This is a genomic window from Streptomyces sp. NPDC006309 (assembly GCF_040613095.1).
Classification (GTDB): domain Bacteria; phylum Actinomycetota; class Actinomycetes; order Streptomycetales; family Streptomycetaceae; genus Streptomyces.
On sequence record NZ_JBEXRO010000001.1, the window covers coordinates 63141 to 85964 of the forward strand.

General features: G+C 73.3%; 24 protein-coding genes. 16 read left to right on the forward strand and 8 right to left on the reverse strand.

The window, feature by feature from the left end; translation table 11 throughout:
* Nucleotides 1–35 precede the first annotated feature (35 nt).
* Nucleotides 36–884, forward strand: coding sequence for a DUF4429 domain-containing protein (locus tag ABZ117_RS00295; protein ID WP_356816116.1), 849 nt, complete (start codon nucleotides 36–38; stop codon nucleotides 882–884).
* Nucleotides 885–1417: 533 nt separating this feature from the next.
* Here the strand turns inward: ABZ117_RS00295 and ABZ117_RS00300 are convergent.
* Nucleotides 1418–2434 carry an aldo/keto reductase gene (locus ABZ117_RS00300; RefSeq protein WP_356816117.1) on the reverse strand — a complete coding sequence of 339 codons (1017 nt, stop codon included), beginning with the start codon at nucleotides 2432–2434 and terminating at the stop codon, nucleotides 1418–1420.
* Entirely contained in the window at nucleotides 2431–2895 is a 465-nt protein-coding gene (locus ABZ117_RS00305; RefSeq protein WP_356816118.1) for a MerR family transcriptional regulator, read from the reverse strand. Before ABZ117_RS00305 ends, ABZ117_RS00300 begins: the two co-directional genes overlap by 4 nt.
* A gap of 97 nt (nucleotides 2896–2992) precedes the next feature.
* Here ABZ117_RS00305 and ABZ117_RS00310 point away from each other — a divergent pair, with 97 nt between their 5' ends.
* Nucleotides 2993–3469 carry a GNAT family N-acetyltransferase gene (locus ABZ117_RS00310; protein WP_356816119.1) on the forward strand — a complete coding sequence of 159 codons (477 nt, stop codon included), beginning with the start codon at nucleotides 2993–2995 and terminating at the stop codon, nucleotides 3467–3469.
* Between the two features lie 19 nt (nucleotides 3470–3488).
* Nucleotides 3489–4319 carry a serine hydrolase domain-containing protein gene (locus ABZ117_RS00315; RefSeq protein WP_356816120.1) on the forward strand — a complete coding sequence of 277 codons (831 nt, stop codon included), beginning with the start codon at nucleotides 3489–3491 and terminating at the stop codon, nucleotides 4317–4319.
* Between the two features lie 9 nt (nucleotides 4320–4328).
* Here the strand turns inward: ABZ117_RS00315 and ABZ117_RS00320 are convergent, their stop codons facing one another.
* The gene (locus ABZ117_RS00320; RefSeq protein ID WP_356816614.1) at nucleotides 4329–4982 is read right to left on the reverse strand and encodes a pirin family protein; all 654 of its coding nucleotides are present in this window, start codon (nucleotides 4980–4982) and stop codon (nucleotides 4329–4331) included.
* Nucleotides 4983–5055: 73 nt separating this feature from the next.
* Between ABZ117_RS00320 and ABZ117_RS00325 the strand changes: the two genes are divergently transcribed.
* From ABZ117_RS00325 to fabF, 5 genes are all read left to right on the forward strand, one after another.
* Nucleotides 5056–6261, forward strand: a complete 1206-nt coding sequence (locus tag ABZ117_RS00325) for a helix-turn-helix domain-containing protein (RefSeq protein WP_356816121.1) — start codon at nucleotides 5056–5058, stop codon at nucleotides 6259–6261.
* 89 nt (nucleotides 6262–6350) lie between these two features.
* On the forward strand, nucleotides 6351–7277 hold the full coding sequence (locus ABZ117_RS00330) for an ACP S-malonyltransferase (RefSeq protein WP_356816122.1): 927 nt from the start codon (nucleotides 6351–6353) through the stop codon (nucleotides 7275–7277).
* A 10-nt stretch (nucleotides 7278–7287) separates the two neighbouring features.
* Nucleotides 7288–8319, forward strand: a complete 1032-nt coding sequence (locus tag ABZ117_RS00335) for a ketoacyl-ACP synthase III (RefSeq protein WP_356816123.1) — start codon at nucleotides 7288–7290, stop codon at nucleotides 8317–8319.
* Between the two features lie 81 nt (nucleotides 8320–8400).
* Entirely contained in the window at nucleotides 8401–8649 is a 249-nt protein-coding gene (locus ABZ117_RS00340) for an acyl carrier protein (RefSeq protein WP_356816124.1), read from the forward strand.
* 85 nt (nucleotides 8650–8734) lie between these two features.
* Complete coding sequence (fabF, locus tag ABZ117_RS00345) at nucleotides 8735–9997, forward strand: beta-ketoacyl-ACP synthase II (protein WP_356816125.1); 1263 nt, start codon at nucleotides 8735–8737, stop codon at nucleotides 9995–9997.
* A gap of 67 nt (nucleotides 9998–10064) precedes the next feature.
* Here fabF and ABZ117_RS00350 read toward each other — a convergent pair whose 3' ends face one another.
* Nucleotides 10065–10559, reverse strand: a complete 495-nt coding sequence (locus ABZ117_RS00350) for a DUF3145 domain-containing protein (protein WP_356816126.1) — start codon at nucleotides 10557–10559, stop codon at nucleotides 10065–10067.
* Nucleotides 10560–10812: 253 nt separating this feature from the next.
* On the opposite strand from ABZ117_RS00350, the gene ABZ117_RS00355 reads away from it, so the two are divergent.
* Complete coding sequence (locus ABZ117_RS00355; protein WP_356816127.1) at nucleotides 10813–11694, forward strand: SGNH/GDSL hydrolase family protein; 882 nt, start codon at nucleotides 10813–10815, stop codon at nucleotides 11692–11694.
* 14 nt (nucleotides 11695–11708) lie between these two features.
* Nucleotides 11709–12701, forward strand: coding sequence for an aldose epimerase family protein (locus tag ABZ117_RS00360; protein ID WP_356816128.1), 993 nt, complete (start codon nucleotides 11709–11711; stop codon nucleotides 12699–12701).
* Nucleotides 12702–12783: 82 nt separating this feature from the next.
* Here the strand turns inward: ABZ117_RS00360 and ABZ117_RS00365 are convergent, their stop codons facing one another.
* Nucleotides 12784–15225, reverse strand: coding sequence for a glycoside hydrolase family 3 C-terminal domain-containing protein (locus ABZ117_RS00365; protein ID WP_356816129.1), 2442 nt, complete (start codon nucleotides 15223–15225; stop codon nucleotides 12784–12786).
* Nucleotides 15226–15325: 100 nt separating this feature from the next.
* On the opposite strand from ABZ117_RS00365, the gene ABZ117_RS00370 reads away from it, so the two are divergent.
* Nucleotides 15326–15907, forward strand: a complete 582-nt coding sequence (locus ABZ117_RS00370) for a TetR family transcriptional regulator (protein WP_356816130.1) — start codon at nucleotides 15326–15328, stop codon at nucleotides 15905–15907.
* 252 nt (nucleotides 15908–16159) lie between these two features.
* Nucleotides 16160–17425: a pyroglutamyl peptidase gene (locus ABZ117_RS00375; RefSeq protein WP_356816131.1), complete on the forward strand. Its 1266-nt coding sequence runs from the start codon at nucleotides 16160–16162 to the stop codon at nucleotides 17423–17425.
* A gap of 9 nt (nucleotides 17426–17434) precedes the next feature.
* Here ABZ117_RS00375 and ABZ117_RS00380 read toward each other — a convergent pair whose 3' ends face one another.
* On the reverse strand, nucleotides 17435–18241 hold the full coding sequence (locus ABZ117_RS00380) for an EI24 domain-containing protein (protein WP_356816132.1): 807 nt from the start codon (nucleotides 18239–18241) through the stop codon (nucleotides 17435–17437).
* A 37-nt stretch (nucleotides 18242–18278) separates the two neighbouring features.
* Nucleotides 18279–18716, reverse strand: a complete 438-nt coding sequence (locus ABZ117_RS00385; protein ID WP_356816133.1) for a MarR family transcriptional regulator — start codon at nucleotides 18714–18716, stop codon at nucleotides 18279–18281.
* Between the two features lie 87 nt (nucleotides 18717–18803).
* Between ABZ117_RS00385 and ABZ117_RS00390 the strand changes: the two genes are divergently transcribed.
* From ABZ117_RS00390 to ABZ117_RS00405, 4 genes are all read left to right on the forward strand, one after another.
* Nucleotides 18804–19838 carry an NADP-dependent oxidoreductase gene (locus ABZ117_RS00390; RefSeq protein WP_356816134.1) on the forward strand — a complete coding sequence of 345 codons (1035 nt, stop codon included), beginning with the start codon at nucleotides 18804–18806 and terminating at the stop codon, nucleotides 19836–19838.
* A gap of 133 nt (nucleotides 19839–19971) precedes the next feature.
* On the forward strand, nucleotides 19972–20391 hold the full coding sequence (locus ABZ117_RS00395; RefSeq protein WP_356816135.1) for an organic hydroperoxide resistance protein: 420 nt from the start codon (nucleotides 19972–19974) through the stop codon (nucleotides 20389–20391).
* Between the two features lie 383 nt (nucleotides 20392–20774).
* On the forward strand, nucleotides 20775–21230 hold the full coding sequence (locus ABZ117_RS00400) for a CU044_2847 family protein (RefSeq protein ID WP_356816136.1): 456 nt from the start codon (nucleotides 20775–20777) through the stop codon (nucleotides 21228–21230).
* 205 nt (nucleotides 21231–21435) lie between these two features.
* A complete protein-coding gene (locus ABZ117_RS00405; protein ID WP_356816137.1) occupies nucleotides 21436–21876 on the forward strand; it encodes a hypothetical protein in 441 nt (146 codons plus the stop codon).
* 31 nt (nucleotides 21877–21907) lie between these two features.
* Here ABZ117_RS00405 and ABZ117_RS00410 read toward each other — a convergent pair whose 3' ends face one another.
* Nucleotides 21908–22792 (reverse strand): hypothetical protein, encoded by an 885-nt coding sequence (locus ABZ117_RS00410; RefSeq protein WP_356816138.1) that lies wholly within the window; start codon nucleotides 22790–22792, stop codon nucleotides 21908–21910.
* Nucleotides 22793–22824 lie beyond the last annotated feature (32 nt).

Below are 22824 nucleotides of genomic sequence, written 5' to 3' on the forward strand. Positions count from 1 at the left end.
CGACGGAGGAGCACGTGCCGCATACGATGAGCCGCATGGGTGACGTACTGGCGGGTTTTCATGCCGTCTGGGAGTTCGAGTCCGACTCCGTGCTCATCCGCTACGAACGGGGGATGCGGACACCGAAGCTGTTCCAGGCGCTCGGCGAGCGCCTGATTCCGCTGGCCGCGGTCGAGGGGGTGACCCTCACCCCGGGCCGGCGCGGCACGGTCGTCCTGCGGCTGCGGCCACGCCCCGGCGCCGATCCGCTGATGGAGGCGGCCGACGGCCAGCTGAAGGAGGGCTCCGACCCCTACCGGCTGGTGCTGCCGGCGGAGCGGGAGACCCTCGCGGAGTACTACGCCGACGAGCTGAGGGGCCTGCTGACCGGGTCCGGGCCCGCCGACCGGTACCTGGTGGCGGCGCCCGAGGCACCGCTCCAGTTCAAGGCGTACGACGGGAAGGCCTCCTTCGACGGGACGTCCGTGCAGTTCCGCTGGTCCTGGACGGGGGCGTCCTCGGCGAAGTGGAAGGCCGGCGACCAGAGTTTCGCGGTGGCCGGGCTGAGCGGGGTGGAGTGGCGGTCGCCGGAGGTCTTCGAGGGACACCTGCGGCTGCTGCCCCGTGACCCGGGCGCCGGCCGGTCCGCGCAGCCGGACCAGGACCCGGCGTCGGTGGTGTTCGGGCTGGGCTACGGTCCGGTGCACGAGTCGCTGCCGTTCGCCGCGGCGGTCCTCGCGGCGGTGCGCTCCCGCGGGCCGGCCCCGGTGGCACCGGCCGTGTCACCACGCGATCCCGCCGGCATCGCCGAGCGGATCCGGCACCTCGGGGAGCTGCACCGGGCCGGGCTGATCACCGACGAGGAGTTCGCCGCGAAGAAGACCGAACTGCTCGCCGAGCTGTAGCGTCCACCGGGCGCGGTCCGGGCCCGGCCCGGTCCGGTCAACACCGGGGGTACCCCCGCGGCCGGCCCCCTCCGCCGACCACGGCCCGCCCCAGACCGGCCCCGTCCGCCGGGCACGGCCCGGCGGGCGCGGTCCGGCGGGCGGGGGCTCGGCCCTTCTCGGCCGTTCCATCGGCCGGGCGCAGCCAACCCCGGGGCGAGTACCCCCGCAGCCGGCCCGTCCGCCGACCACGGCCCACCCCCAACCGGCCCCGTCCACCGGGCGCGGTCCGCCGGGCGCGGTCCGCCGGGCCGGGGGCCCCGCCCCTTCCCGGCCGCTCCATCGGCCGGGCACAGCCAACCCCGGGACCAGCACCCCCACCACCGGCCCCCACCACCGGCCCCCACCGCCGACCACGGCCCACCCCCAACCGGCCCCGGCCGCCGGAGGTGGACCGTGTCGTCTCCCGGGCCGCCTGCCCGGCGAGGTCCGGCCGGCTCCGGCAGGACGTCGGGCTCGGACGGCCGCCACCGGACTTGCGCCTCGGACGGCCGCTACTCCCTGCCCGCCGAGGTGAAGGCCATGTCCGCGTAGCGGTCGCCCGCCACCTCGGCCGCGAGCGGCTCCAGCCGGGCCAGTTCCGTGTCGGTCAGGGTGATGCGTGTCGCCGCGGTGTTCTCCGTCACCCGGTCCGGGCTGCGGGTGCCCGGGATGGGGACCACCGTCAGCCCGTCGACCGCCGCCCGCTGCTGGATCCAGGCCAGGGCGATCTGGCCCGGGGTGGCGCCGTGGGCCTCGGCGATCGCGCGGACCGGCGCCAGCAGGGCCGCGTTGGCGGCCGCGTTGTCCCCGCTGTAGCGGGGCATGTGGCGGCGGAAGTCGTCGGCGGTGAGGTCCCGCGCGGCGTCGGCGAAGGTGCCGGTGAGGAAGCCGCGGCCCAGCGGGGAGTACGGCACGAGGGCGACGCCCAGGTCACGCGCGGCCGGTACGACCCGGGCCTCGATGTCCCGGCTGAACAGGGACCACTCCGACTGCACGGCCGCGACCGGGTGCACCGCGTGCGCGGCGCGCAGCTCGTCGGCGGTGACCTCGCTGAGCCCGAGGTGCTTGACCTTGCCCTCCCGGACCAGGTCAGCCATCGTGCCGACGGTCTCCTCGATGGGGACGTCCACGTCGCGGCGGTGCATGTAGTAGAGGTCGATCACGTCGACGCCGAGCCGCCGCAGGCTGGCCTCGACGGCCTGACGGATGTAGGGCGGGTCGTTGCGGATGATCCGCTTCCCCGGGTCGTCCGGGTGCCAGGACAGGGCGAACTTGGTGGCGATGACCACCTCGTCCCGGTGGGCGGCGAAGAACGGGGCGAGGAACCGCTCGTTCTCGCCGGAGCCGTAGAAGTCGGCGGTGTCGTAGAGGGTGACGCCGAGTTCGAGGGCCCGTTCCAGCGTCGCCCGGGCCCGGGCGGTGTCGGTGGGCCCGTACGCGGCGCTGATGCCCATGCAGCCGAGCCCCTGGACGCCGGTCACCGGCCCCCGCGCGCCGAGCCGTACCGTGGCGATCCTGCCGTCGGTCATCGGTCGGTTCCCTCCGTGGCGTAGAAACTGATCTTGCGGTCGAGTACGGCGAGCGTGTCCCGCAGTTCCGCGATCCGGCCGAGCACGTCCCGGCGGGTGGCCTCCAGCAGCCCCCGGCGCGCCCCGTACGTGCTCTCGCCCTCCCGCACCAGTTCCGCGTACCGGACCATGTCCGCCACCGGCATGCCGGTCAGCCGCAGCTTGGTCACGAAGTCCAGCCAGTCCAGGTCACGGTTGCTGTAGCGGCGCTGGCCGGTGTGCGAGCGGTCGACGTGCGGCATCAGCCCGATCCGCTCGTACCAGCGCAGGGTGTGCGCGGTCAGACCGGTGCGGGCGACGACCTCGCTGATCGTGTAGTGGTCTTGGCCGTCGGGCAGTGGATGCCGCCGGGGCGGGGCGGAGCAGATGTCGGCGGGGGTGGCGCGCCCGGTGGCCGCCGTCGTGGTCTGCATCACCGTCATGGCCCCCACGCTATGACCTTGGAGTGCACTCCAGGCAAGCGCGACCGGTGAGAAATCCGCGCGACGTGACCGAGGCCGGCTGGCTAGCGTGCGGGCCATGAGTTCCGTACGCCGGGCCCGGCCCGAGGACGCCGCCGAAGTACTGCGACTGCGCCAGCTGATGCTCGACTCCCTGTGGGGGAACGGGAGTCCGGGAGCGGCCGACTGGCACGCTCAGTCGCTGCCGACGCTGCGGGAGCGGCTCGGCGAGGAGGACGGGGACTTCGCGGCGTTCGTCGTGGACCGCGCCGGGCGGCCGGAGGCGCTGGCCGCGCTGGTGGCGGGCACCGTGGAGTACCGCATCGGCAAGGCGGGCAATCCGCGGGGGCGGGTCGGGTACGTCTTCAGCGTCGCGACCGACCCGGACGCCCGGCGCCGGGGGTACGCGCGCGCGTGCATGACCGAGCTGCTGGCCTGGTTCCGGGCGCGGGGTGCCGGGCACGTGCTGCTCAACGCCTCGCCGGAGGCCGAGCCGCTGTACGCCTCCCTCGGCTTCACCCGTGACCCCGACCCGTCGATGCGGCTGCCGCTGTGAGCCGCATAGGCTCGGGCGCATGTCGTCGCAGAGCCTGGCACTGATCGAGAACTGGCCCGTCCCCACCGCCGCGGCGGGTGTCGTACGCGCCGACGGGACCGTCCTCGGGACGCACGGCCCCGTCGGGCACCGCTTCCCGCTGGCCTCCGTCACCAAGCCGCTGGCGGCCTACGCGGCGCTCGTGGCGTACGAGGAGGGGGCGGTCGAGCTGGACGAGCCGGCCGGTCCGCCCGGGTCGACGGTCCGCCATCTGCTCGCGCACACCTCCGGGCTGGCCTTCGACGAGCACCGGGTCACCGCCCCGGCCGGGGAGCGGCGGCTGTACTCCAACGCCGGGTTCGAGCAGCTGGGTGACCACATCGCCCGGGCGACGGACATCCCCTTCGGCGAGTACCTGCGGCAGGCGGTGCTGGAGCCGCTGGGCATGACGTCGACCTCGCTGGAGGGCTCGCCGGCCAAGGACGGCGTGTCGACGGTGTCGGACCTGCTGCGGTTCGCGGCCGAGGTGCAGGCACCACGCCTGCTGGACCCGCGGACGGTCGCGGAGGCGATGAGCGTGCAGTACCCCGGGCGGAAGGGCGTCCTGCCCGGTTACGGCCACCAGAACCCCAACGACTGGGGCCTGGGATTCGAGATCCGCGACGGCAAGTCCCCGCACTGGACGGGCGGTTCGTCCTCGCCGCGCACGTTCGGGCACTTCGGCCAGTCCGGTACGTTCCTGTGGATCGACCCCGACGCGCGAGTGGCCTGCGTGGCCCTGACCGACCGCGCCTTCGGCCCCTGGGCGGCCGAGGCGTGGCCGGCGTTCACGGACGCGGTGCTGACGGAACTGCGCGGCCGGGCCGGGTGACGGCCGTGGTCACGGCGCCATCTCCCACAGCAGCAGCTCCGCCGCCGTGACCGCCGCCGCCTCCAGGTCCGCCGCGTCCGTGACGCGGGCCGCGTCGCCCGCTCCCAGCTCCTCGCCGTCCAGCCGCACGGCACCGCGCACCACGTGCACGTACACGAACGCCGCGTCCGGCACCGCGGTCCGCTCCCCCGGTGCCAGACGCCGTACGTGCAGCATCGCGCCCGCGGCCGGGACCGCGTACGGGGTGGAGTCGGCGATGCCCGTGACGGTCCGGTACGCGCTCTCGCCGCCCGCCTCCCGGGGGGCCAGCCACATCTGGAGGAAGACCAGCGGGACGGCGCCGTCGTTGCGCTCGGTGTGCCGCACGCCCGTCCCCGCGCTGAGGTGCTGGACGTCGCCGGGGCGGACGGTCGTCCGGTGGCCCGTGGAGTCGCGGTGGGTCAGTTCGCCCTCGATCACCCAGGTGAGGATCTCCGTGTGGCTGTGCGGGTGTTCGCCGAAGCCGGCGCCGGGGGCGAGCCGTTCCTCGTTGCAGGCGATCAGCGCGCCGAAGCGGAGGTTGTCCGGGTCGTAGTGCGGGCCGAAGGAGAAGGCGTGGCGGGAGTCGGTCCCGTTCTCCGGGTCCCCTCCGCGGTAGCGCTCACCGGCGCGCCGGACGTCCATCACGGGCCCCACCGTAGACCCCGTCCCGGACCCGGCGACGCAGGGGCCCGTCCCGATAAGGCAGTCTTGTCCCGTGCCCGAACCCGAAACCCACCGCGGCGACCCCGCCGTACATGCCGTCCACGCGCACGCCGCGACCCTGAGGCGACTGGAGAAGTCCTCCGGGAGTCTCGCCGCGCAGGCCATCGCGCGGATGGACGAGACCCTGCCGTGGTACCGGGCCATGCCCCCGGAGAACCGTTCCTGGATCGGGCTCGTCGCCCAGGCGGGCATCGCGGCCTTCACCGAGTGGTTCCGGCGCCCGGACGCGCCGCAGGCGATCTCCACGGACGTCTTCGGGACCGCGCCGCGCGAGCTGACCCGGGCCATCACGCTGCGGCAGACCGTGGAGATGGTGCGCACCACGATCGAGGTGATGGAGAGCGCCATCGACGAGGTGGCGGCGCCCGGCGACGAACGGGTGCTGCGCGAGGCGCTGCTGGTGTACGCCCGTGAGATCGCCTTCGCCACCGCCCAGGTGTACGCCCAGGCCGCCGAGGCACGGGGTGCCTGGGACGCGCGCCTGGAGTCGCTCGTGGTGAACGCCGTGCTGAGCGGGGAGGCCGACGAGGGGGCCGTCAGCCGGGCCGCCGCGCTGGGCTGGAACTCCCCGGAGCATGTGTGCGTGGTGCTCGGGACCGCCCCGGACGGGGACAGCGAGCTGACCGTCGAGGCCATCCGGCGGGCCGCCCGGCACGCCAAGCTCCAGGTGCTCACCGGGGTGCTCGGGGACCGGCTCGTCGTCGTCGCCGGCGGCAGCCCCAACCCGCTCGCCGTCGCGAAGTCCCTGATCGGGCCGTACGCGGCGGGGCCGGTGGTCGCCGGACCCGTCGTACCCGACCTGCTGGCCGCCACCCGGTCCGCGCAGGCCGCCGCCGCGGGCCTGAAGGCCTGTTCCGCCTGGCAGGACGCGCCGCGGCCGGTGCTCGCGGACGACCTGCTGCCGGAGCGCGCCATGGCGGGCGATCCCGGCGCCCGTGAGCAACTGGTGGAGGAGATCTACAGACCGCTGGAGGAGGCGGGCTCGGCTCTCCTCGAAACCCTGAGTGTCTACCTGGAGCAGGCGAGCAGCCTGGAAGGCGCGGCGAGAATGCTCTTCGTTCACCCGAACACCGTGCGCTACCGGCTCCGACGTGTGACGGACGTCACCGGCTGGTCGCCCTCGGATGTACGATCCGCCTTCACACTGCGGATCGCGCTCATCCTGGGGCGTCTGGCCGACGGTGATGCTCAGACATAGGGTTTTGTGGGGGCTCCACAAAAGCCCCCCATGTTCTTCGTCCCTGTCCTCACGGGCGGCCGTGCCCGTCCCCAAGAGAGAGTGTGAGAGTGCTCGTACTCGTCGCTCCCGGCCAGGGCGCCCAGACGCCCGGCTTCCTGACCCCCTGGCTCGACCTCCCCGGTGCCGCGGACCGCGTCGCCGCGTGGTCGGACGCCCTCGGACTGGACCTGGCCCACTACGGCACCCAGGCCGACGCCGACGCCATCCGGGACACCGCGGTGGCCCAGCCGCTGCTGGTGGCCGCCGGCATCCTGTCCGCCGCGGCACTGGGTGACATGTCCGAGATCGCGCCCGGCGCGGTCGCGGGTCACAGCGTCGGCGAGATCACCGCCGCCGTCTTCGCCGGCATCCTGGACGACACGGCCGCCCTCGGTCTCGTCCGTACGCGGGGTCTGGCGATGGCCGACGCCGCCGCGGTCACGGAGACCGGCATGGCGGCGCTGCTGGGCGGCGACCCGGAGGTCACCCTCGCGCACCTGGAGAAGCTGGGCCTGACCCCGGCGAACATCAACGGCGCGGGCCAGATCGTCGCCGCCGGCACGCTGGAGCAGCTCGCCGCGCTGGCCGAGGACAAGCCCGAGGGCGTCCGCAAGGTCGTCCCGCTGAAGGTCGCCGGCGCCTTCCACACGCGTCACATGGCCCCCGCGGTCGAGACGCTGGCCAAGGCCGCGGCGGACCTCACGCCCGCCGACCCCCGGGTCGCCTACGTCTCCAACAAGGACGGGCGGGCCGTCGCCACCGGTGCCGAGGTGCTGGAGCGGCTGGTCGGTCAGGTCGCCAACCCCGTGCGCTGGGACCTGTGCATGGAGACCTTCAAGGAACTCGGCGTCACCGCGCTGATCGAGGTGTGCCCGGGCGGCACGCTGACCGGCCTGGCCAAACGCGCACTGCCCGGCGTGGCGACGCTGGCCCTGAAGACCCCCGACGATCTCGACGCGGCCCGTGCTCTCCTCGCAGAGCACGCCGGCGTCTAAGGAGCCGTACATGGCGAAGATCAAGCCCAGCAAGGGCGCCCCGTACGCGCGCATTCTCGGTGTCGGCGGTTACCGTCCGACCCGGGTCGTGCCCAACGAGGTGATCCTCGAGAAGATCGACTCGTCCGACGAGTGGATCCGTTCGCGCTCCGGTATCGAGACCCGGCACTGGGCCGGACCCGACGAGACCGTGGCCACGATGGCCGTCGAGGCCTCCGGCAAGGCGATCGCGGACGCGGGCATCGACGCCGAGCGGATCGGCGCGGTGGTCGTCTCCACCGTCTCGCACTTCAGCCAGACCCCGGCCGTCGCCACCGAGATCGCCGACCGGCTGGGCACGAACAAGGCCGCGGCCTTCGACATCTCGGCCGGCTGCGCGGGCTTCGGCTACGGCCTGACGCTCGCCAAGGGCATGGTGGTGGAAGGTTCGGCCGATCACGTCCTGGTCATCGGTGTGGAGCGGCTGAGCGACCTGACCGACCTGGAGGACCGGGCGACCGCGTTCCTCTTCGGCGACGGTGCGGGCGCGGTCGTCGTCGGCCCCTCCGACGAGCCGGGGATCGGCCCGACCGTGTGGGGCTCCGAGGGCGACAAGGCGGAGACGATCCGGCAGACCGTGTCGTGGGACCGGTTCCGGCTCGGCGACCTCTCCGCGCTGCCGCTCGACAGCGACGGCAACATCAAGTTCCCTGCGATCACGCAGGAGGGCCAGGCGGTGTTCCGCTGGGCCGTGTTCGAGATGGCGAAGGTCGCCCAGCAGGCGCTGGACGCGGCCGGGATCACCCCGGACGAACTGGACGTCTTCATCCCGCACCAGGCCAACGTGCGGATCATCGACTCGATGGTGAAGACGCTGAAACTGCCGGAGCACGTCACGGTCGCCCGTGACATCCGCACCACCGGCAACACCTCGGCCGCCTCGATCCCGCTCGCGATGGAGCGGCTCCTGGCGACCGGGGAGGCGAAGAGCGGCGACACCGCGCTCGTCATCGGATTCGGGGCGGGTCTCGTCTACGCCGCCACGGTCGTTACCCTCCCCTAGGCACTCCGTGCCGGACCATGCGGTCCGGAACGGGGACAACTGCCACAAACCGTCTGGAACATCGAAGAAGGAGCGCCTGACATGGCCGCCACTCAGGAAGAGATCGTGACCGGTCTCGCCGAGATCGTGAACGAGATCGCCGGGATCCCCACCGAGGACGTGCAGAGGGACAAGTCCTTCACCGACGACCTGGACGTCGACTCGCTGTCCATGGTCGAGGTCGTCGTCGCCGCCGAGGAGCGCTTCGACGTGAAGATCCCCGACGAGGACGTCAAGAACCTCAGGACCGTCGGCGACGCCACCGACTACATCCTCAAGCACCAGGCCTGAGCCACCGCGCAGGCAACAGGCTGCTAGGCCCCGCCACCCGGCGGTGGCGCCGTCGAATCCCGTATCCGTTGGAGAAAGAATTCCCGTGAGCCCGACCAATCGCACCGTGGTCGTCACCGGTATCGGCGCAACCACACCGCTGGGTGGCGACGCAGCCTCGACCTGGGAGGCACTCCTCGCCGGCACGTCCGGTGTCCGCCTCCTGGAGGAGGAGTGGGCGGCCCAGCTGCCCGTCAGGATCGCCGCGCGGGTCGCCGTCGAGCCGGGTGAGATCATCCCCCGCCCGCAGGCCCGCAAGCTGGACCGGTCCGCGCAGTTCGCGCTGATCGCCGCTCAGGAGGCCTGGAAGGACGCCGGTTTCACCGCCAGGGCGGGTGAGGACTCGTCCGTGAACCCCGACCGCCTCGGTGCGGTCATCGCCTCCGGCATCGGCGGTGTGACGACCCTCCTGGACCAGTACGACGTGCTCCGGGAGAAGGGCGTCCGCCGTGTCTCCCCGCACACCGTGCCCATGCTGATGCCCAACTCCCCGGCGGCCAACGTCGGGATCGAGCTGGGTGCCCGCGCCGGTGTGCACACCCCGGTCTCGGCCTGCGCCTCGGGCGCGGAGGCCATCGGGTACGCGATCGAGATGATCCGCACCGGGCGTGCGGACGTGGTCGTGGCCGGTGGCACCGAGGCCGCCATCCACCCGCTTCCCATCGCCGCGTTCGGCAACATGATGGCGATGTCCAAGAACAACGACGACCCCACGGGCGCGTCCCGGCCGTACGACGCGGGCCGTGACGGCTTCGTGCTCGGCGAGGGCGCCGGTGTGATCGTGCTGGAGTCCGAGGAGCACGCGAAGGCCCGCGGCGCCCGGATCTACGCCGAGGCGGTCGGCCAGGGCATCTCCGCCGACGCCCACCACATCACGCAGCCGGAGCCGTCCGGCAACGGCATCGCGCACGCGCTGCACAACCTGATGGACCACACGGATCTGAAGCCGGCCGAGATCGTGCACGTCAACGCGCACGCCACGTCGACCCCGCAGGGCGACGTCGCCGAGATCAAGGCGCTGCGGAAGGTGTTCGGCGACGACGTCGACCACATGGCGATCTCCGCGACCAAGTCGATGACCGGTCACCTGCTGGGTGGCGCCGGCGGTGTCGAGACCGTCGCGTCGATCCTGGCGCTGGTGAACCGCGCGGCTCCGCCGACCATCAACGTGGACAACCTCGACCCCGAGGTCAACGCGGACGTGGTGACCGGTGCGGCGCGGGCGCTGCCCGAGGGCCGGATCGCCGTGCTGAACGACTCGTTCGGGTTCGGCGGGCACAACGTGGTGCTGGCGTTCAGGACCGTCTGAGCGGACACATGGGGAAGGGCCCTCACCGGTGGTGAGGGCCCTTCGTCATGTCCGGCGCCCGCCGGACTCACACCACCTGGTGCAGCCAGCGCACCGGCGCGCCCTCTCCCGCGTAGCGGAACGGCTCCAGTTCGTCGTCCCACGGCTTGCCCAGCAGCCGGGACAGCTCGCCCTCCAGGTCCGTCTCGCCGCGCCGGCTGCGTTGCAGGGCCGCGCGGAGCCGGTCCTCGGGGATGAGGATGTCGCCGTGGATGCCGGTGACGGCGTGGAAGATGCCCAGGTCGGGGGTGCAGCTGTAGCGCTCGCCCTCGGCGGTGGGGCAGGGCTCGGCGGTGACCTCGAAGCGCAGCAGGCGCCAGCCGCGCAGCGCGGAGGCGAGCTTGGAGGCGGTGCCGGCCTCACCCTGCCAGGAGAACTCCGAACGCCAGGTGCCGGGGGCGGCGGGCTGCCGGATCCAGTCGAGGCTGACGCGCGTGCCGAGCACCCCCGCGACGGCCCACTCGACGTGCGGGCACAGCGCGCGCGGCGCGGAGTGCACGTACAGAACTCCACGTGTCGTCACCGGAACCTCCGGGCAGAGCGGGACATCTTGCGGACTGGCTGGGCGGCTGTGGCACGACGGCCGCGTTGATGGCGAGGCTACCTTGCGGCGGGGCAAGGAGTGTGACGTACCGTCGGTCCCGCTGCCAGGAAAACGCCGCCATTCACCCAGGGGGACGCTTGTGCGGGGGTGTGCCGTTCCCCGGGGAGCCGGCGGGAACCCCCGCACGTTGTCAGGGGAGGAGGCCGACCGTCGAGCGAGGGGAACACCAGGGATGCGAAAGCGAAGCCGCCGTGCGCGGGCCGTGCTCGCCGCCGTGGCGGCCGTCGTGCTGGGCGCCGCCGGATGCGACGGCGGCGGGGGCCCGGCCGCGCCGGGAGGCACGAAGGCGCACGCGGCCCGGCCGCCGGTGTGGGACCGCAGTCCGGAGTCGATCGCCGCGGTGGGTGACTCCATCACGCGCGGTTTCGACGCGTGCGCGGTGCTGTCGGACTGCCCGGAGGTGTCGTGGGCGACGGGCGGCGACGCCCGGGTGGACAGCCTGGCGGTGCGGCTGCTGGGCGTGCCGGGGGCGGCGGAGCGCAGCTGGAACTACGCGGTGACGGGCGCCCGTATGGCGGACCTGCCCGGGCAGATGGAGCAGGCGGCCCGGCGCGGCCCGCAGCTGGTGACGGTCATGGCCGGCGCGAACGACGCCTGCCGGTCGTCGGCGTCGGCGATGACGCCGGTGGCGGACTTCCGCGCGGACTTCGAGAAGGCGATGCGCACGCTGCGGACGGCGCTGCCGAGGACCCAGGTGTACGTGGCCAGCGTGCCGAACCTGAAGCGGCTGTGGTCCGAGGGCCGGACGAACGCGCTGGGCAAACAGGTGTGGAAGCTGGGCATCTGCCCGTCGATGCTGGCCGACGCGGACGATCTGACCGCGCCGGCGATGGTGCGGCGGGAGAGCGTGCAGCAACGGGTGGTGGCGTACAACGCGGTGCTGAAGGAGGTGTGCGCCAGGGACCGCCGCTGCCGGTTCGACGGGAACGCGGTCTACGACTACCGCTTCGGCACGGATCAGCTCAGCCAGTGGGACTGGTTCCACCCCAGCACGGACGGCCAGGCGCGGCTGGCGGAGATCGCCTACCGGAGGATCACGGCGACGCATCCGTGACCTAGGGTTCCCACATGAACGAACTTTTCGGCACACTTCCCGACGGCACCCCGGTGCACCGCTGGACGCTGGAGCGCGCCGGGGTCCGGGTCCGGGTGCTGTCGTACGGCGGGATCGTGCAGTCGGTGGAGGTCCCGGACGGGGCCGGACGGATGACGGACGTGGTGCTGGGGTTCCCGTCCCTCGACGGCTATCTGGAGCATCCGGAGCCGTACCTGGGTGCCGTGATCGGCCGGTACGCCAACCGGATCGCGGGCGGCCGGTTCCCGCTGGACGGCCGGACGTACGCCCTGACGCGGAACGAGGGCGCCAACTCGCTGCACGGCGGCACGCGGGGCTTCGACAAGCGGGTCTGGGACGTGACGCCGGTCGGGCACGGGGTGCGGCTCGGCCGGGTGAGCCCGCACGGCGAGGAGGGCTTCCCGGGCCGGCTGGAGGTCGCGGTGACGTACACGCTGACGGAGACGGGCGCGCTGCGCATCGCCTACGAGGCGGTCACCGACGCGCCGACGGTCATCAGCCTGACGAACCACACGTACTGGAACCTGAGCGGCTCCGGCCAGGCGGGCGGCCACGAACTGCGGCTGGCCGCGTCCCGCTACACGCCGGTGGACGCGGACCTGATCCCCACCGGCGCCCTGGCGGACGTGACCGGTTCCCGCCTCGACTTCCGCACGGCCCGGGCGGTGGGCACCGGCTACGACCACAACTTCGCGCTGGACAAGGGGGTGACCGAGGCGGCCGAGGAGGTGGCCGAGCTGTACGATCCCGTGTCCGGCCGCGTCCTGACGGTGGCGACGACCGAGCCGGGCGTCCAGCTCTACACCGCCGACCACCTGTCCGACCCGTTCGCCCCGGGCGCCGCGATCGCCCTGGAGACCCAGCGCTTCCCGGACTCCCCCAACCACCCGCACTTCCCGGCCACGGTCCTGCGACCGGGCACCCCCTTCCGCTCCGAGACGGTGTACGGGTTCGGAGCACGGGGGCGGGACGGGGCCGGCGACTGATGTCGCCCCGGTCCAGGGGTCAGGTCCTGGACCGGGGCCGCTCTCGGGGGGTGTCCCGCCCGGTGGGGGGACTTGTCCCGGATCAGACGTTAATCGGTGCGGTGAGCCTGCGGTCGGCGATCGAGCGTCCGGCGGCGATCTCGTACGAACCCTTCACACACGCCCACGCCTTCGCCGTCTCGTCCCAGACCTCGAAGGCGCGGCGCGGCAGTTCGACGGTGACCTCCGCGCTCTCGCCGGGGCCGGCCTCGGCGGAGGCGAAACCGGCCAGCCGGCGTGCGGGGCGCTCGGGGCCGGGGCCGGCCGGGGCGACGTAGATCTGGACCACCTCGCGGCCGGGCCGCTCGCCGGTGTTGCGCAGGCGGACGCGGACGGTGGTGCCGTCCACGTCCAGGGACTCGTAGGCCCAGTCGGTGTAGCCCAGACCGTGGCCGAAGGGGTACGACGGGGTGCGGCCGGCCTTCTCCCAGGCGGCGTAGCCGATGAACACGCCTTCGTCGTAGCGGAGTTCGCCGTCGGCCGGGACGACCTGGGTGACCGGGGCGTCGGCGAGGGAGCCCCAGGTGGTGGGCAGCCGGCCGCCGGGTTCGTGGGCGCCGGTGAGGACGTCGGCGAGGGCGGCGCCGCCCTCCTGGCCGGGGAACCAGCCGAGCAGGACGGCGGCGGCCTCGTCCCGCCAGGGCAGTTCCACCGGGGAGCCCGCGTTGACGACGACGACCGTGTTCGGGTTGGCGGCGGCGACCGCGCGGACCAGGTCGTCCTGGCGGCCGGGGAGCCGCAGGTCGCGGCGGTCGAAGCCCTCGGACTCCACGCGGTCGGTGGTGGCGACCATGACGACGGCCGTGTCGGCGTTCCGGGCGGTCTCGACGGCCTCGGCGATCAGCTCGTCGGCGTCGCGCCGGGGGCCGCAGTGGGCGAGCGCGAACGCGACGACCCTCATCGGGACGTTGTCGGGGAGCCGGACGACATGGGTGAGGGAGACGTCGACCGGCTCGCCCGCGGTGAGGCCGATTCGGGCGCGGGGCACGGGGGCGCCGAAGAACGCCTCGAAGGGGTCGCCGTCGCCGGGGCGCTGGTCGTCGTCGTAGTACGTCGTCCCGCCGACGGTGAGGGTGAAGTCGCCGGTGCCCTTGATGCCGAAGGTGTGCGTGCCGGACTCGCGCGGGGTGAAGGTGCCGGTCAGCTCGACGGTGTGGAGGGTCTCGTGGGTGACGCCCTCGGGGAGGTCGGTGCCCATCCACTGGATCAGGCCGCCGGGGGCGGAACGGGTGCCGATGACCTCGTCGGCGGCGTCGCGGCAGACGGCCCGCAGGGTGAAGCCGGCGTCGGCGACGGGGAGTTCGGTGGCGGGGTCGGCGCCGACGGCGTAGCGGAGGGTGCCGTCGGCGAGTGCGGCGGTGAGGCCGTCGAGCGGGGAGACGATCCGGGCCGGGAAGACGGTGGCGGAGCCGCCGCCGAGGATGCGGGCGTCGCGGGCGGCGGCGCCGATCAGGGCGACGGTGCCGTGGGGCTTCAGGGGCAGGACGTGGCGTTCGTTGCGCAGGAGGACGAAGGAGCGGCGGGCGATCTCGCGGGCCAGGGCCTCGCCGTCGACCGGTGCGGGCGGTGCGGCGACCACGGGTTCGGCGCCGTCCAGGATGCCGGCGCGGGCGGCGAGCCGCAGTACCCGGCGGACGGCCGCGTCGACCGTGGCCTCGCCGACCCTGCCGTCCCGCACGGCCCGGGCGAGGGCCTCGCCGTAGACGGTCCGCGGTCCGGGCATGGCCACGTCCAGGCCGCCCTCGATGGCGCCGGTGGTGTCCCGGGCGGCGGTCCAGTCGGAGACGTTGACGCCGTCGAAGCCCCACTCGCCGCGCAGGACCTCGTTGACGAGGTGGTGGTGTTCGGTCATCGTCGTGCCGTTGACCGTGTTGTAGGCGGTCATGACGCCCCACGGGCGGGCGTCGCGGACGATCGCCTCGAAGGGGGCCAGGTACAGCTCGCGCAGGGCGCGCTCGGGGACCAGGTTGTTCACGGTGAGGCGGTCGGTCTCGGCGTCGTTGGCGACGAAGTGCTTGACGGTGGTGCCGACACCGCCGGACTGGACGCCGCGGACGTAGCCGGTGCCGATGACGCCGGTCAGATACGGGTCCTCGCTGTAGCACTCGAAGTGGCGTCCGCCGAGCGGGGAGCGGTGGAGGTTGACGGTGGGGGCGAGCAGGACGTGGACGCCCTTGCGGCGGGCTTCCTGGGCGAGCAGCACCCCGGCGCGACGGGCGAGTTCCGGGTCCCAGGTGGCGGCGAGCGCGGTCGGTGAGGGCAGGGCGACGGAGGGGTCGTCGGCGGTCCAGCGCACGCCCCGGACGCCGATCGGGCCGTCGGACATGACCAGGGACCGCAGGCCGATCCCGGGCAGCGCGGGCAGGCTCCACATGTCCTGGCCGGCCAGGAGGTGTGCCTTGGTGTCGAGGTCGAGGGTGCGCAGGGCGGCCTCCACGACCGCCTCGCGGGCCTGGTCGGCCGGGGTGGGCTGGGCTCCCGCCATCGGTTCCTCCTCGTCGGGTCCGTGCAGGTGCCTCCATCGTGCATCGCCTCCTATGGCGCGGTAGGTTTTGTTATCCGGCCGTTATATTCGGTTCGGGAGGATGTCGTACGGTGACGTCATGAGCGCGAGGGTGCGGAGCGAGGAGCGGCGCGCGGAGATCGTCGGCGCGGCCCTCGAGGTGATCGCCGAGCGCGGTTACCGGGGAGCGAGCCTGGCCGCGGTGGCCGAGCGGGCGGGGCTGACCCAGCAGGGCCTGCTGCACCACTTCCCCACCAAGGACGCCCTGCTGGTGGCCGTGCTCCGGGAGCGCGACCGGTGGGACGCCGTGCCGGGCACACCCTGGCGGACGGACCTGCTGGCCGCGCTGGTCGAGTACAACGCGATGCGCCCGGCGATCGTCCAGACCTTCTCGGCGCTGCTCGGCGAGAGCGTCACCGAGGGCCATCCGGCGCGCGCCTACTTCACCGAGCGCTACGCCCGCGTCCGGGAGAGCATGGCCGCGGTCCTGCGCACCGAGTACGGCGACCGGCTGCCCAACGGACTCACCCCGGAACGCACCGCGCCCCTGCTCGTCGCCGTGATGGACGGCCTCCAGTACCAGTGGCTGCTGGACCCGGAGTCGGTCGACATGCCGGGCGCCTTCCGCGACTTCCTGCGGCTGCTGGGCGAACCGGCGGGCTGAGCGGGCCGGTCCCTTCCCGCGGCCGTCACGCTCAGCGGGTGGCCGGGGTGCGGTCGGGGGTGGTACTGCGAAGTGTCCTCGTGAGCACGGCAGTTGATCCTTACCGGCCGGTCGTACGTCGTCGACCCCCTCGGCCGCCCGTACCCGGCCCCGGCCCCGGTCGGCGGCATGGCGCGGGCGGCTCCCGCCGGGTCATACTGCCGCCGTCCACCGCGGCACGCGCCCCACAGCGACGGAAGGACCCGAACTCCCTTGACCCGCATATGCCTTCGCCTCGGCGTCGTCGGGCTGGCCCTGCTGGCCGGCCTGTCCGCCCCCGCCACCGCGGCCTGCGCCGGTCCGGCGGCGCCCTCCCCCACGGTGGAGGAACAGCGGCTCGACCAGGCCGCACCGCGGGAGATCCTGCGCCGCTCCGGGTTCGACGGGGTGGCGCCCGGGTTCCGCCGCGGGCTGGAGCGGGCGCACTCCTACGCGAGGGCCCGCAGCCTCGTCGTACGGGAGGGGACCGCGCTGTGGCGGCGGGCCGTGGCGCGGGCGCAGGGGCGGGGGCCGGCGGGGGGTGACCTGAGCCGGGACGACGACCGGCCGCTGTACTGGGCCCGGCTGGGCATGAGCCGCGAACTACGTCTCTGGGAACCGGAGTTCGGGCTGACGGACGGGCAACGCGGCTCCCTGCTGGATGAGTTGGAGCGGACCTCGCGCGGGCAGACCGGCATCCACTACCCCGCGACGAGCCGGCTGCGGCGGGTGCTGCTCACCGGTTTCGACCCCTTCACCCTCGACCGGGACATCCGCATCTCCAACCCGTCGGGGGCGAGCGCGCTCGCGCTGGACGGCACGGTGATCGAGACGGACCGGGGGCCGGCGCGCGTCGAGACCACCGTGTTCCCGGTGCGCTGGCAGGACTTCGCCGAGGGCACCGTGGAGCGCGCCCTGCGGCCGTACCTGCCCCGGGTGGACCTGTTCACGACCGTGAGCCAGGGCCGCGCCGGCCGGTTCGACATCGAGCGCACCAACGGCGCCTGGCGGGGCGGCTTCCCGGACAACGACAACGTCTCGCGGACGGAGACCGTCCCCGTCGCCGACCCGGCCTCGCAGCCGCAGTGGACGAGCACGACCCTGCCGTACGCCGCCGTCGTGGCCGACCGGACGGGACGCTTCCCCGTCTACGACCACACCCAGGTGACCGAGATCCCGGCGGGAGGCACGGACCCGGTCGTACGGCCGGACGGGCCGAGCCCCGGCTCCACCGCCCGCGCCGGGGGCGGCGGCGACTACCTCTCCAACGAGATCGCCTACCGGGTCACCCTGCTGCGGGACCGGCTCGGGCTGCACGACACCCTGCCCGGCGGGCATGTGCACACGCCCGTCCTGACGTTCGGCACCGGCAACACCGACCCGGCGACGGGTGCGGTGACCGATCCCGGGTTCGTACGCAACCGGCTGGACATCATCGCCCAGGTGCGGTCCATCGTGACGGTCGCGGCCGGCGCCACGGCGCGCGCGGCGCACGGCTGACGCCCCCGGTCACCGGGAGACGTCCTCCGTGTCCGGCAGTCCGGCGGCGGCCGCGGACCCGCCGGCGGCGCTCTCCTCGCCCAGCAGGTCGCGGGCGAGGAAGGTGGCGCCGGCCACCGCGCCCGGCATCAGGAACACCGCGACGAACGGCACCAGGAAGGCCAGGCCCAGGGGGGTGCCGAAGCCCCAGACCAGCCTCTTGCGGGAGCGGAGCAGGGTGAGGCGGGTACGCAGGCCGATGCCCCGGCGCTGGAGCGCCACGGCGGCGAGTTCCTCGGTGAGGAAGAAGCCGGTGACGAAGAAGCCGAGCACGGGGACGACGGTCTGCCCGACGAACGGCAGGAACCCGAGGCCGAAGAGCAGCACGCCCCACAGGGCGGCCCGGACCAGGATGCGCAGGCTGTCACGGGCGGAGATGCACAGCTCGCGCCAGAGCGGGAGGTCCGAGCGGGGCGCGGTGCCGTCGGGCGAGACGTCCGCGTCGGCCTTCTCCGACAGGCTCTCGTAGAAGGGCTGGCCGACCAGCAGGGTGACGGCCGTGAACGTCAGCACGGCCAGCAGCAGGCCGAGGGCGAACAGGACGGCGGTCAGCAGGCCGCGGAACAGGCCCTGCCAGGGGCTGGACCAGTCGTCCGCGAACGGGGTCGCCCAGGCGACCGCGTCCTCGCCCCACACGGCGAGCGCGACCAGCGCGGCGGCGTACAGCACGAGGGTGATCAGTCCGGGCAGCAGCCCGAACCCGTACTGCCGCCCGTGCCGGGCCACCCACCGCTGGCCCTTCAGCAGATAACCGAAACCCACCCCGAGATCACGCATGACATGGACTTTACTGGCTCGGCGCCGGGGCGGATCCTCAGTCGTCGAGCATGCGGCGCAGCAGGTCCCGCAGGGAGCGGCGCTGCTCCTCGGACAGGCCGGCCAGCGGTTCGCGGGCGAAGTGCAGGCCCTCGCGCAGGTCCCGGGCCACGCGCCGGCCCTCCTCGGTGGCGGCGGCCACCTTCACCCGGCGGTCGGCCGGATCGGGGCGGCGCTCCGCCAGCCCGCGGGCCTCCAGGCGGTCCACGATCCCCGTCACGTTCGACGGCTCGCACTTCAGCTTCTGCGCCAGCTTGCGCATGGGCAGCGGCTCCAGCGAGAGCAGGCTGAGGAGGCGGGCCTGCGGGCCGGTCAGCGTGTGTTCGCCCGCCGCCTTCTCGTAGTCCGCGTAGAAGCGGGCCACGACGTCCCCGATCAGCTCGACGACCTCCAGGGTGAGCGCGTCGGGACGGGGGGACTTCGATGGCGTGGACATAACCACCAGGATACCCGGTTACTTGACATCATGAAATATCCATGAGCATGGTTGTTTCAGGTACTGAAGTAAACGAAAGGCGCTGTCATGATCAACCGCGAGTGGCACCTGCTCAGCCGTCCCGTCGGCTGGCCCAAGCCCGAGGACTTCGCCCTCGTCGAGGCACCGGTCCCGGCCCCGGGTGAGGGCCAGGTGCTGGTGCGGAACAAGTACCTCTCCGTCGACCCGTACATGCGCGGCCGGATGAGCGCCGCGAAGTCGTACGCCGCCCCGTTCGAGCTGAACAAGGTCATGCAGGGCGGTGCGGTCGGCGAGGTGATCGAGTCCCGCGCCGAGGGCATCTCCGCCGGTGACCACGTCCTGCACTTCTTCGGCTGGCGCGAGTACGCGGTCGTGGACGCGCGCAACGCCGTCAAGGTGGGTCCGGCGACCGTGCCCGCCGTCAAGGTGGACGCGGGCGTCCCGGACGTGCCGCTCTCGGCGTACCTCGGCGTCCTCGGCATGACCGGCCTGACCGCCTACGCCGGCCTGCTGCGCACCGCCTCCTTCAAGGAGGGCGACGCCGTCTTCGTCTCCGGAGCGGCGGGTGCCGTCGGCAGCCAGGTCGGACAGATCGCCAGGCTCAAGGGCGCCTCCCGGGTCATCGGCTCCGCCGGGTCCGACGAGAAGGTCAAGCTCCTGGTGGAGGAGTACGGCTTCGACGCCGCCTTCAACTACAAGAACGGCCCGGTCGCCGAGCAGCTGCGGCAGGCCGCGCCCGACGGCGTCGACGTCTACTTCGACAACGTCGGCGGGGACCACCTCGAGGCCGCCATCGGCTCGCTGAACCAGGGCGGCCGGATCGCCGTCTGCGGCATGATCTCGGTCTACAACAACACCGAGCCCGCCCCCGGCCCGAAGAACCTCGCCCGCCTGATCCAGACCCGCGGCCGCATCGAGGGCTTCCTGGTCGGCGACCACTACGACCTCCAGCCCCAGTTCGTCCAGGAGGTCGGCCCGTGGGTCGCCTCGGGCGCGCTGAAGTACCGCGAGACCGTCGTCGAGGGCATCGAGAACAACCTGGAGGCGTTCCTCGGGGTCCTGCGGGGCGACAACATCGGGAAGATGGTCGTCAAGCTCTGACGGCACCCTTCCGTGGTGGCCGCCCACTTCCCGGGCGGCCTTCCCGTCGTTTTCGGCATGCGGTAAATTCTTTCCGAAATCCGTCGGCGATCGTGGGCGCGAGTCGCGGCGGACCGAAGAGGAAGACAACCGCATGCCCATCACGCAGTCCGACGTCCTGTACACCGCCGTCGCCACCGCCGAGAACGGCCGCGACGGGCGGGTCGCCACCGACGACGGCGCGCTCGACGTCGTCGTGAACCCGCCCAAGGAGATGGGCGGCAACGGCGCCGGCACCAATCCCGAGCAGCTGTTCGCCGCGGGGTACAGCGCCTGCTTCCAGGGGGCGCTCGGTGTCGTCGCGCGGCAGGAAGGCGCCGACGTGTCCGGGTCCACCGTCACCGCGAAGGTCGGTATCGGCAAGAACGAGGACGGGTTCGGGATCATCGTGGAGATCTCCGCGAGCATTCCCGGCGTCGACGGGGCGACGGCGCGGGCGCTGGTCGAGAAGGCTCACCAGGTCTGCCCCTACTCGAAGGCGACGCGCGGGAACATCAGCGTGACGCTGGCCTGAAGTCACCGGCACGGTTGCGCTGGCGCTGGGCCTGGGCGGGGGTGGGGTGCGGGTGGGTTCGGCGCGTTGTCGGGTCCGGGGTCCGTGGGGGCTTGTCGCGCAGTTCCCCGCGCCCCTGGGGGGTTGGGGCCGGGGTTCGGTCAGGAGGCGCCGGGGTCCTGGGGCCTGCGCCTACCGGCCGACGGGCCTCTTCGCGGGTCTGTGGCGTCGGTCGCCGGCGGTTCGGTGACATCGCCGAGCACCACACCTCGCTGCCGGAGCCGGGTGATCGGCCCGGGTCGTGCTTGAGTCGAGTGTGCCTCGCGAGGTACCAAGGCATCGTTCGCCTAACCGAGTTGGGCAAAGGTCGCGTTCCGTGTGAGGTTCGGGCCGATACCGATGACGTGTCGATTTCACCCGATCTCGCGCTCTCCGACGGCACTCCGGTCCGATTCCTGTTGGCGTCTGTCGCGGATGCGGTGCCTTCCGCCGTGGATGACGACCTTCCTGAAGGAATGGGCCGCGCCGTGCCGGTCGGGGCCGGCAGCCGGGCGGTCGCGAACCTCGCGGCCGACGCGCTGCGCGCCGCCCTGCGCCCCATCGGACCGCTGTTGCAGGAGGTCCACAATGCGGCCATGGCGGTGCCCGAGCCACCCACCGAGCTGAGCGTCACCTTCGGCGTGCAGGTCGGGCAGGACCTCAAGTTCGGGATCGTCGGCGCGGCCGGGCAGGCGCATCTCACCGCACGGCCAGCTGGAAGCCCGACGCGGACGCCGGCGCGACGCCCGGTGCGGAGTGACGCGTGGGGTGGTTCCGTAACCGGTGGGACAGCTCTGACGATCCCTCCCGCCATGTGGTGACCGTTGCAGTCGGCGCACTGGCAACTGAGGGATCTCCGGGCAGCCACCGTGAACGCCTGTCTGCGGCTGGCGGAGCTGGTCGCACGCCCCCTGCCCGAACGCTCGTGACAACACCCCGCGGCCTCCCGTTGGCCTTCGGTCGGCCCGGCTACCGGGACTTCGAAGGTGCGCTCACCCCGCGCCGGAGCCGGTTATGGTCGTGTACATGCAGGCAAATCAGCCGTATCAGGCCTCCGTCCCGCCGTCCCCGCCCACCGTTCCGGCAGCCGGCCGGGGACCACTGGTGGCCGCTCTGCTGATCGGACTGCTCGTGGGCGGCGGTGGCGTGGGCATGGCCTGGGCGCTGACCGGTGGCCCGTCGGACGCAGGCAGCAGCGCCGTGGACGACGCCCGAGGCGCGTGCGAGGCGCTGGACGGCGTGGACGAATCGAAGCTCTCGACGAGAGGCAAGGCGGGCGAGCAGGCGCTGTACCGCTTCGCGGGCGCTTCCGACCTGGCCACGGCCGCCGCCGCGGGCGACTCCTCGTACAAGCCACTCGCGGAGGCCATCACCCGCGCGCGCATCCGCCAGAACCAGGTCTTCCAGGTCGACGCCACCGTGAGGAAGGAGCTGGCCGAGGCTCGCGGCATCTGCGCCGACCTCTGACCCGGCGTGCACCCTCAACGGGATCGTGGGGTCAGGTGCACCACCAGAGGAAGCGGTCGCAGGTCCTGGTGGGGGTCGGGGTCGGGGTGGGGGCCGTGGTCGTGGGGGTGGCCGTCGGGGTGACGGTGGGCTGGGTGGCGGCCGGGGGTGCGGGGTCGCCCGCAGCGGTCGTACCGGAAGGTGTCGTGGCCGGCTGTGCGGACTTGCCGGTGTCCTGAGCCGAGGGGGAAGCGGAAGGCTTCTCCCGCGGGGACTCCGAGGCCGATGCGGAGGCCGACGCGTCGGCGGACGCGGAGCCGCGCGCGCCCGGGGCCGCAGCGGAGCCGGCGTCCAGCGGGGCCGCCGAGCGGGCCGGTGCCGCCGGTGTGGCGCCGCCGTCCGCCGCCGCGTCCCCGGCCGGGGCCGGCGTGCCCCCGGTGAACGGCGAGAAGGGCATGTCCGTGCCCAGTTCGGCGAGGCTGAGTCCGCCCGCCGCGAGGACGAACCCGGCGGCGACCAGGGCCGTACGGCGGCGCCTGCGGCGGTGTGCGGCGGCCTTGCGGTCCCGCCGGCTGTCCTCGGCGCGGCCACGGGCCCGCCGGCCGCCGGGCGCGACCGCGTCCTCGGCGGCCGCAACGCCCTCGACGGCTTCGGCGGGCTCGTCCGTCGGTTCCGGCTCGCCGTACGGGAACCCCTCGGCGGTTTCGGCGGGCCGGTCCGTGGGCTCCGGCTCCGGCTCACCGTACGCGTACTCGTCGGCAGCCGCGACGCCGCCGGCCACATCGGCAGCCGTCGGCTGGTTCGGGGCTTGCGGAAGCGTGTACGCGTATGCCTCGTAGGCCGTCGGCGGCGTCTGCGCGTACGTGGCCGGTGTTCCGCACCCGGGGCAGGCCAGGGCGCCGTTGAGGTGCCGTTGGCACGGGTGACAGAAGTTCATGACGCCGGAAGACTAGAGTCCGCACGACCCGG

What these genes read in the sequence shown, in the direction of transcription:
- ABZ117_RS00295 (WP_356816116.1), top strand. Translation starts at nt 36, where the DNA reads ATGGGTGACGTACTGGCGGGTTTTCATGCCGTCTGGGAGTTCGAGTCC.
- ABZ117_RS00300 (WP_356816117.1), bottom strand. Translation starts at nt 2,434, where the DNA reads ATGACCGACGGCAGGATCGCCACGGTACGGCTCGGCGCGCGGGGGCCG.
- ABZ117_RS00305 (WP_356816118.1), bottom strand. Translation starts at nt 2,895, where the DNA reads ATGACGGTGATGCAGACCACGACGGCGGCCACCGGGCGCGCCACCCCC.
- ABZ117_RS00310 (WP_356816119.1), top strand. Translation starts at nt 2,993, where the DNA reads ATGAGTTCCGTACGCCGGGCCCGGCCCGAGGACGCCGCCGAAGTACTG.
- ABZ117_RS00315 (WP_356816120.1), top strand. Translation starts at nt 3,489, where the DNA reads ATGTCGTCGCAGAGCCTGGCACTGATCGAGAACTGGCCCGTCCCCACC.
- ABZ117_RS00320 (WP_356816614.1), bottom strand. Translation starts at nt 4,982, where the DNA reads ATGGACGTCCGGCGCGCCGGTGAGCGCTACCGCGGAGGGGACCCGGAG.
- ABZ117_RS00335 (WP_356816123.1), top strand. Translation starts at nt 7,288, where the DNA reads ATGGCGAAGATCAAGCCCAGCAAGGGCGCCCCGTACGCGCGCATTCTC.
- ABZ117_RS00340 (WP_356816124.1), top strand. Translation starts at nt 8,401, where the DNA reads ATGGCCGCCACTCAGGAAGAGATCGTGACCGGTCTCGCCGAGATCGTG.
- ABZ117_RS00355 (WP_356816127.1), top strand. Translation starts at nt 10,813, where the DNA reads ATGCGAAAGCGAAGCCGCCGTGCGCGGGCCGTGCTCGCCGCCGTGGCG.
- ABZ117_RS00360 (WP_356816128.1), top strand. Translation starts at nt 11,709, where the DNA reads ATGAACGAACTTTTCGGCACACTTCCCGACGGCACCCCGGTGCACCGC.
- ABZ117_RS00365 (WP_356816129.1), bottom strand. Translation starts at nt 15,225, where the DNA reads ATGGCGGGAGCCCAGCCCACCCCGGCCGACCAGGCCCGCGAGGCGGTC.
- ABZ117_RS00370 (WP_356816130.1), top strand. Translation starts at nt 15,326, where the DNA reads ATGTCGTACGGTGACGTCATGAGCGCGAGGGTGCGGAGCGAGGAGCGG.
- ABZ117_RS00380 (WP_356816132.1), bottom strand. Translation starts at nt 18,241, where the DNA reads ATGCGTGATCTCGGGGTGGGTTTCGGTTATCTGCTGAAGGGCCAGCGG.
- ABZ117_RS00385 (WP_356816133.1), bottom strand. Translation starts at nt 18,716, where the DNA reads ATGTCCACGCCATCGAAGTCCCCCCGTCCCGACGCGCTCACCCTGGAG.
- ABZ117_RS00390 (WP_356816134.1), top strand. Translation starts at nt 18,804, where the DNA reads ATGATCAACCGCGAGTGGCACCTGCTCAGCCGTCCCGTCGGCTGGCCC.
- ABZ117_RS00395 (WP_356816135.1), top strand. Translation starts at nt 19,972, where the DNA reads ATGCCCATCACGCAGTCCGACGTCCTGTACACCGCCGTCGCCACCGCC.
- ABZ117_RS00405 (WP_356816137.1), top strand. Translation starts at nt 21,436, where the DNA reads ATGCAGGCAAATCAGCCGTATCAGGCCTCCGTCCCGCCGTCCCCGCCC.
- ABZ117_RS00410 (WP_356816138.1), bottom strand. Translation starts at nt 22,792, where the DNA reads ATGAACTTCTGTCACCCGTGCCAACGGCACCTCAACGGCGCCCTGGCC.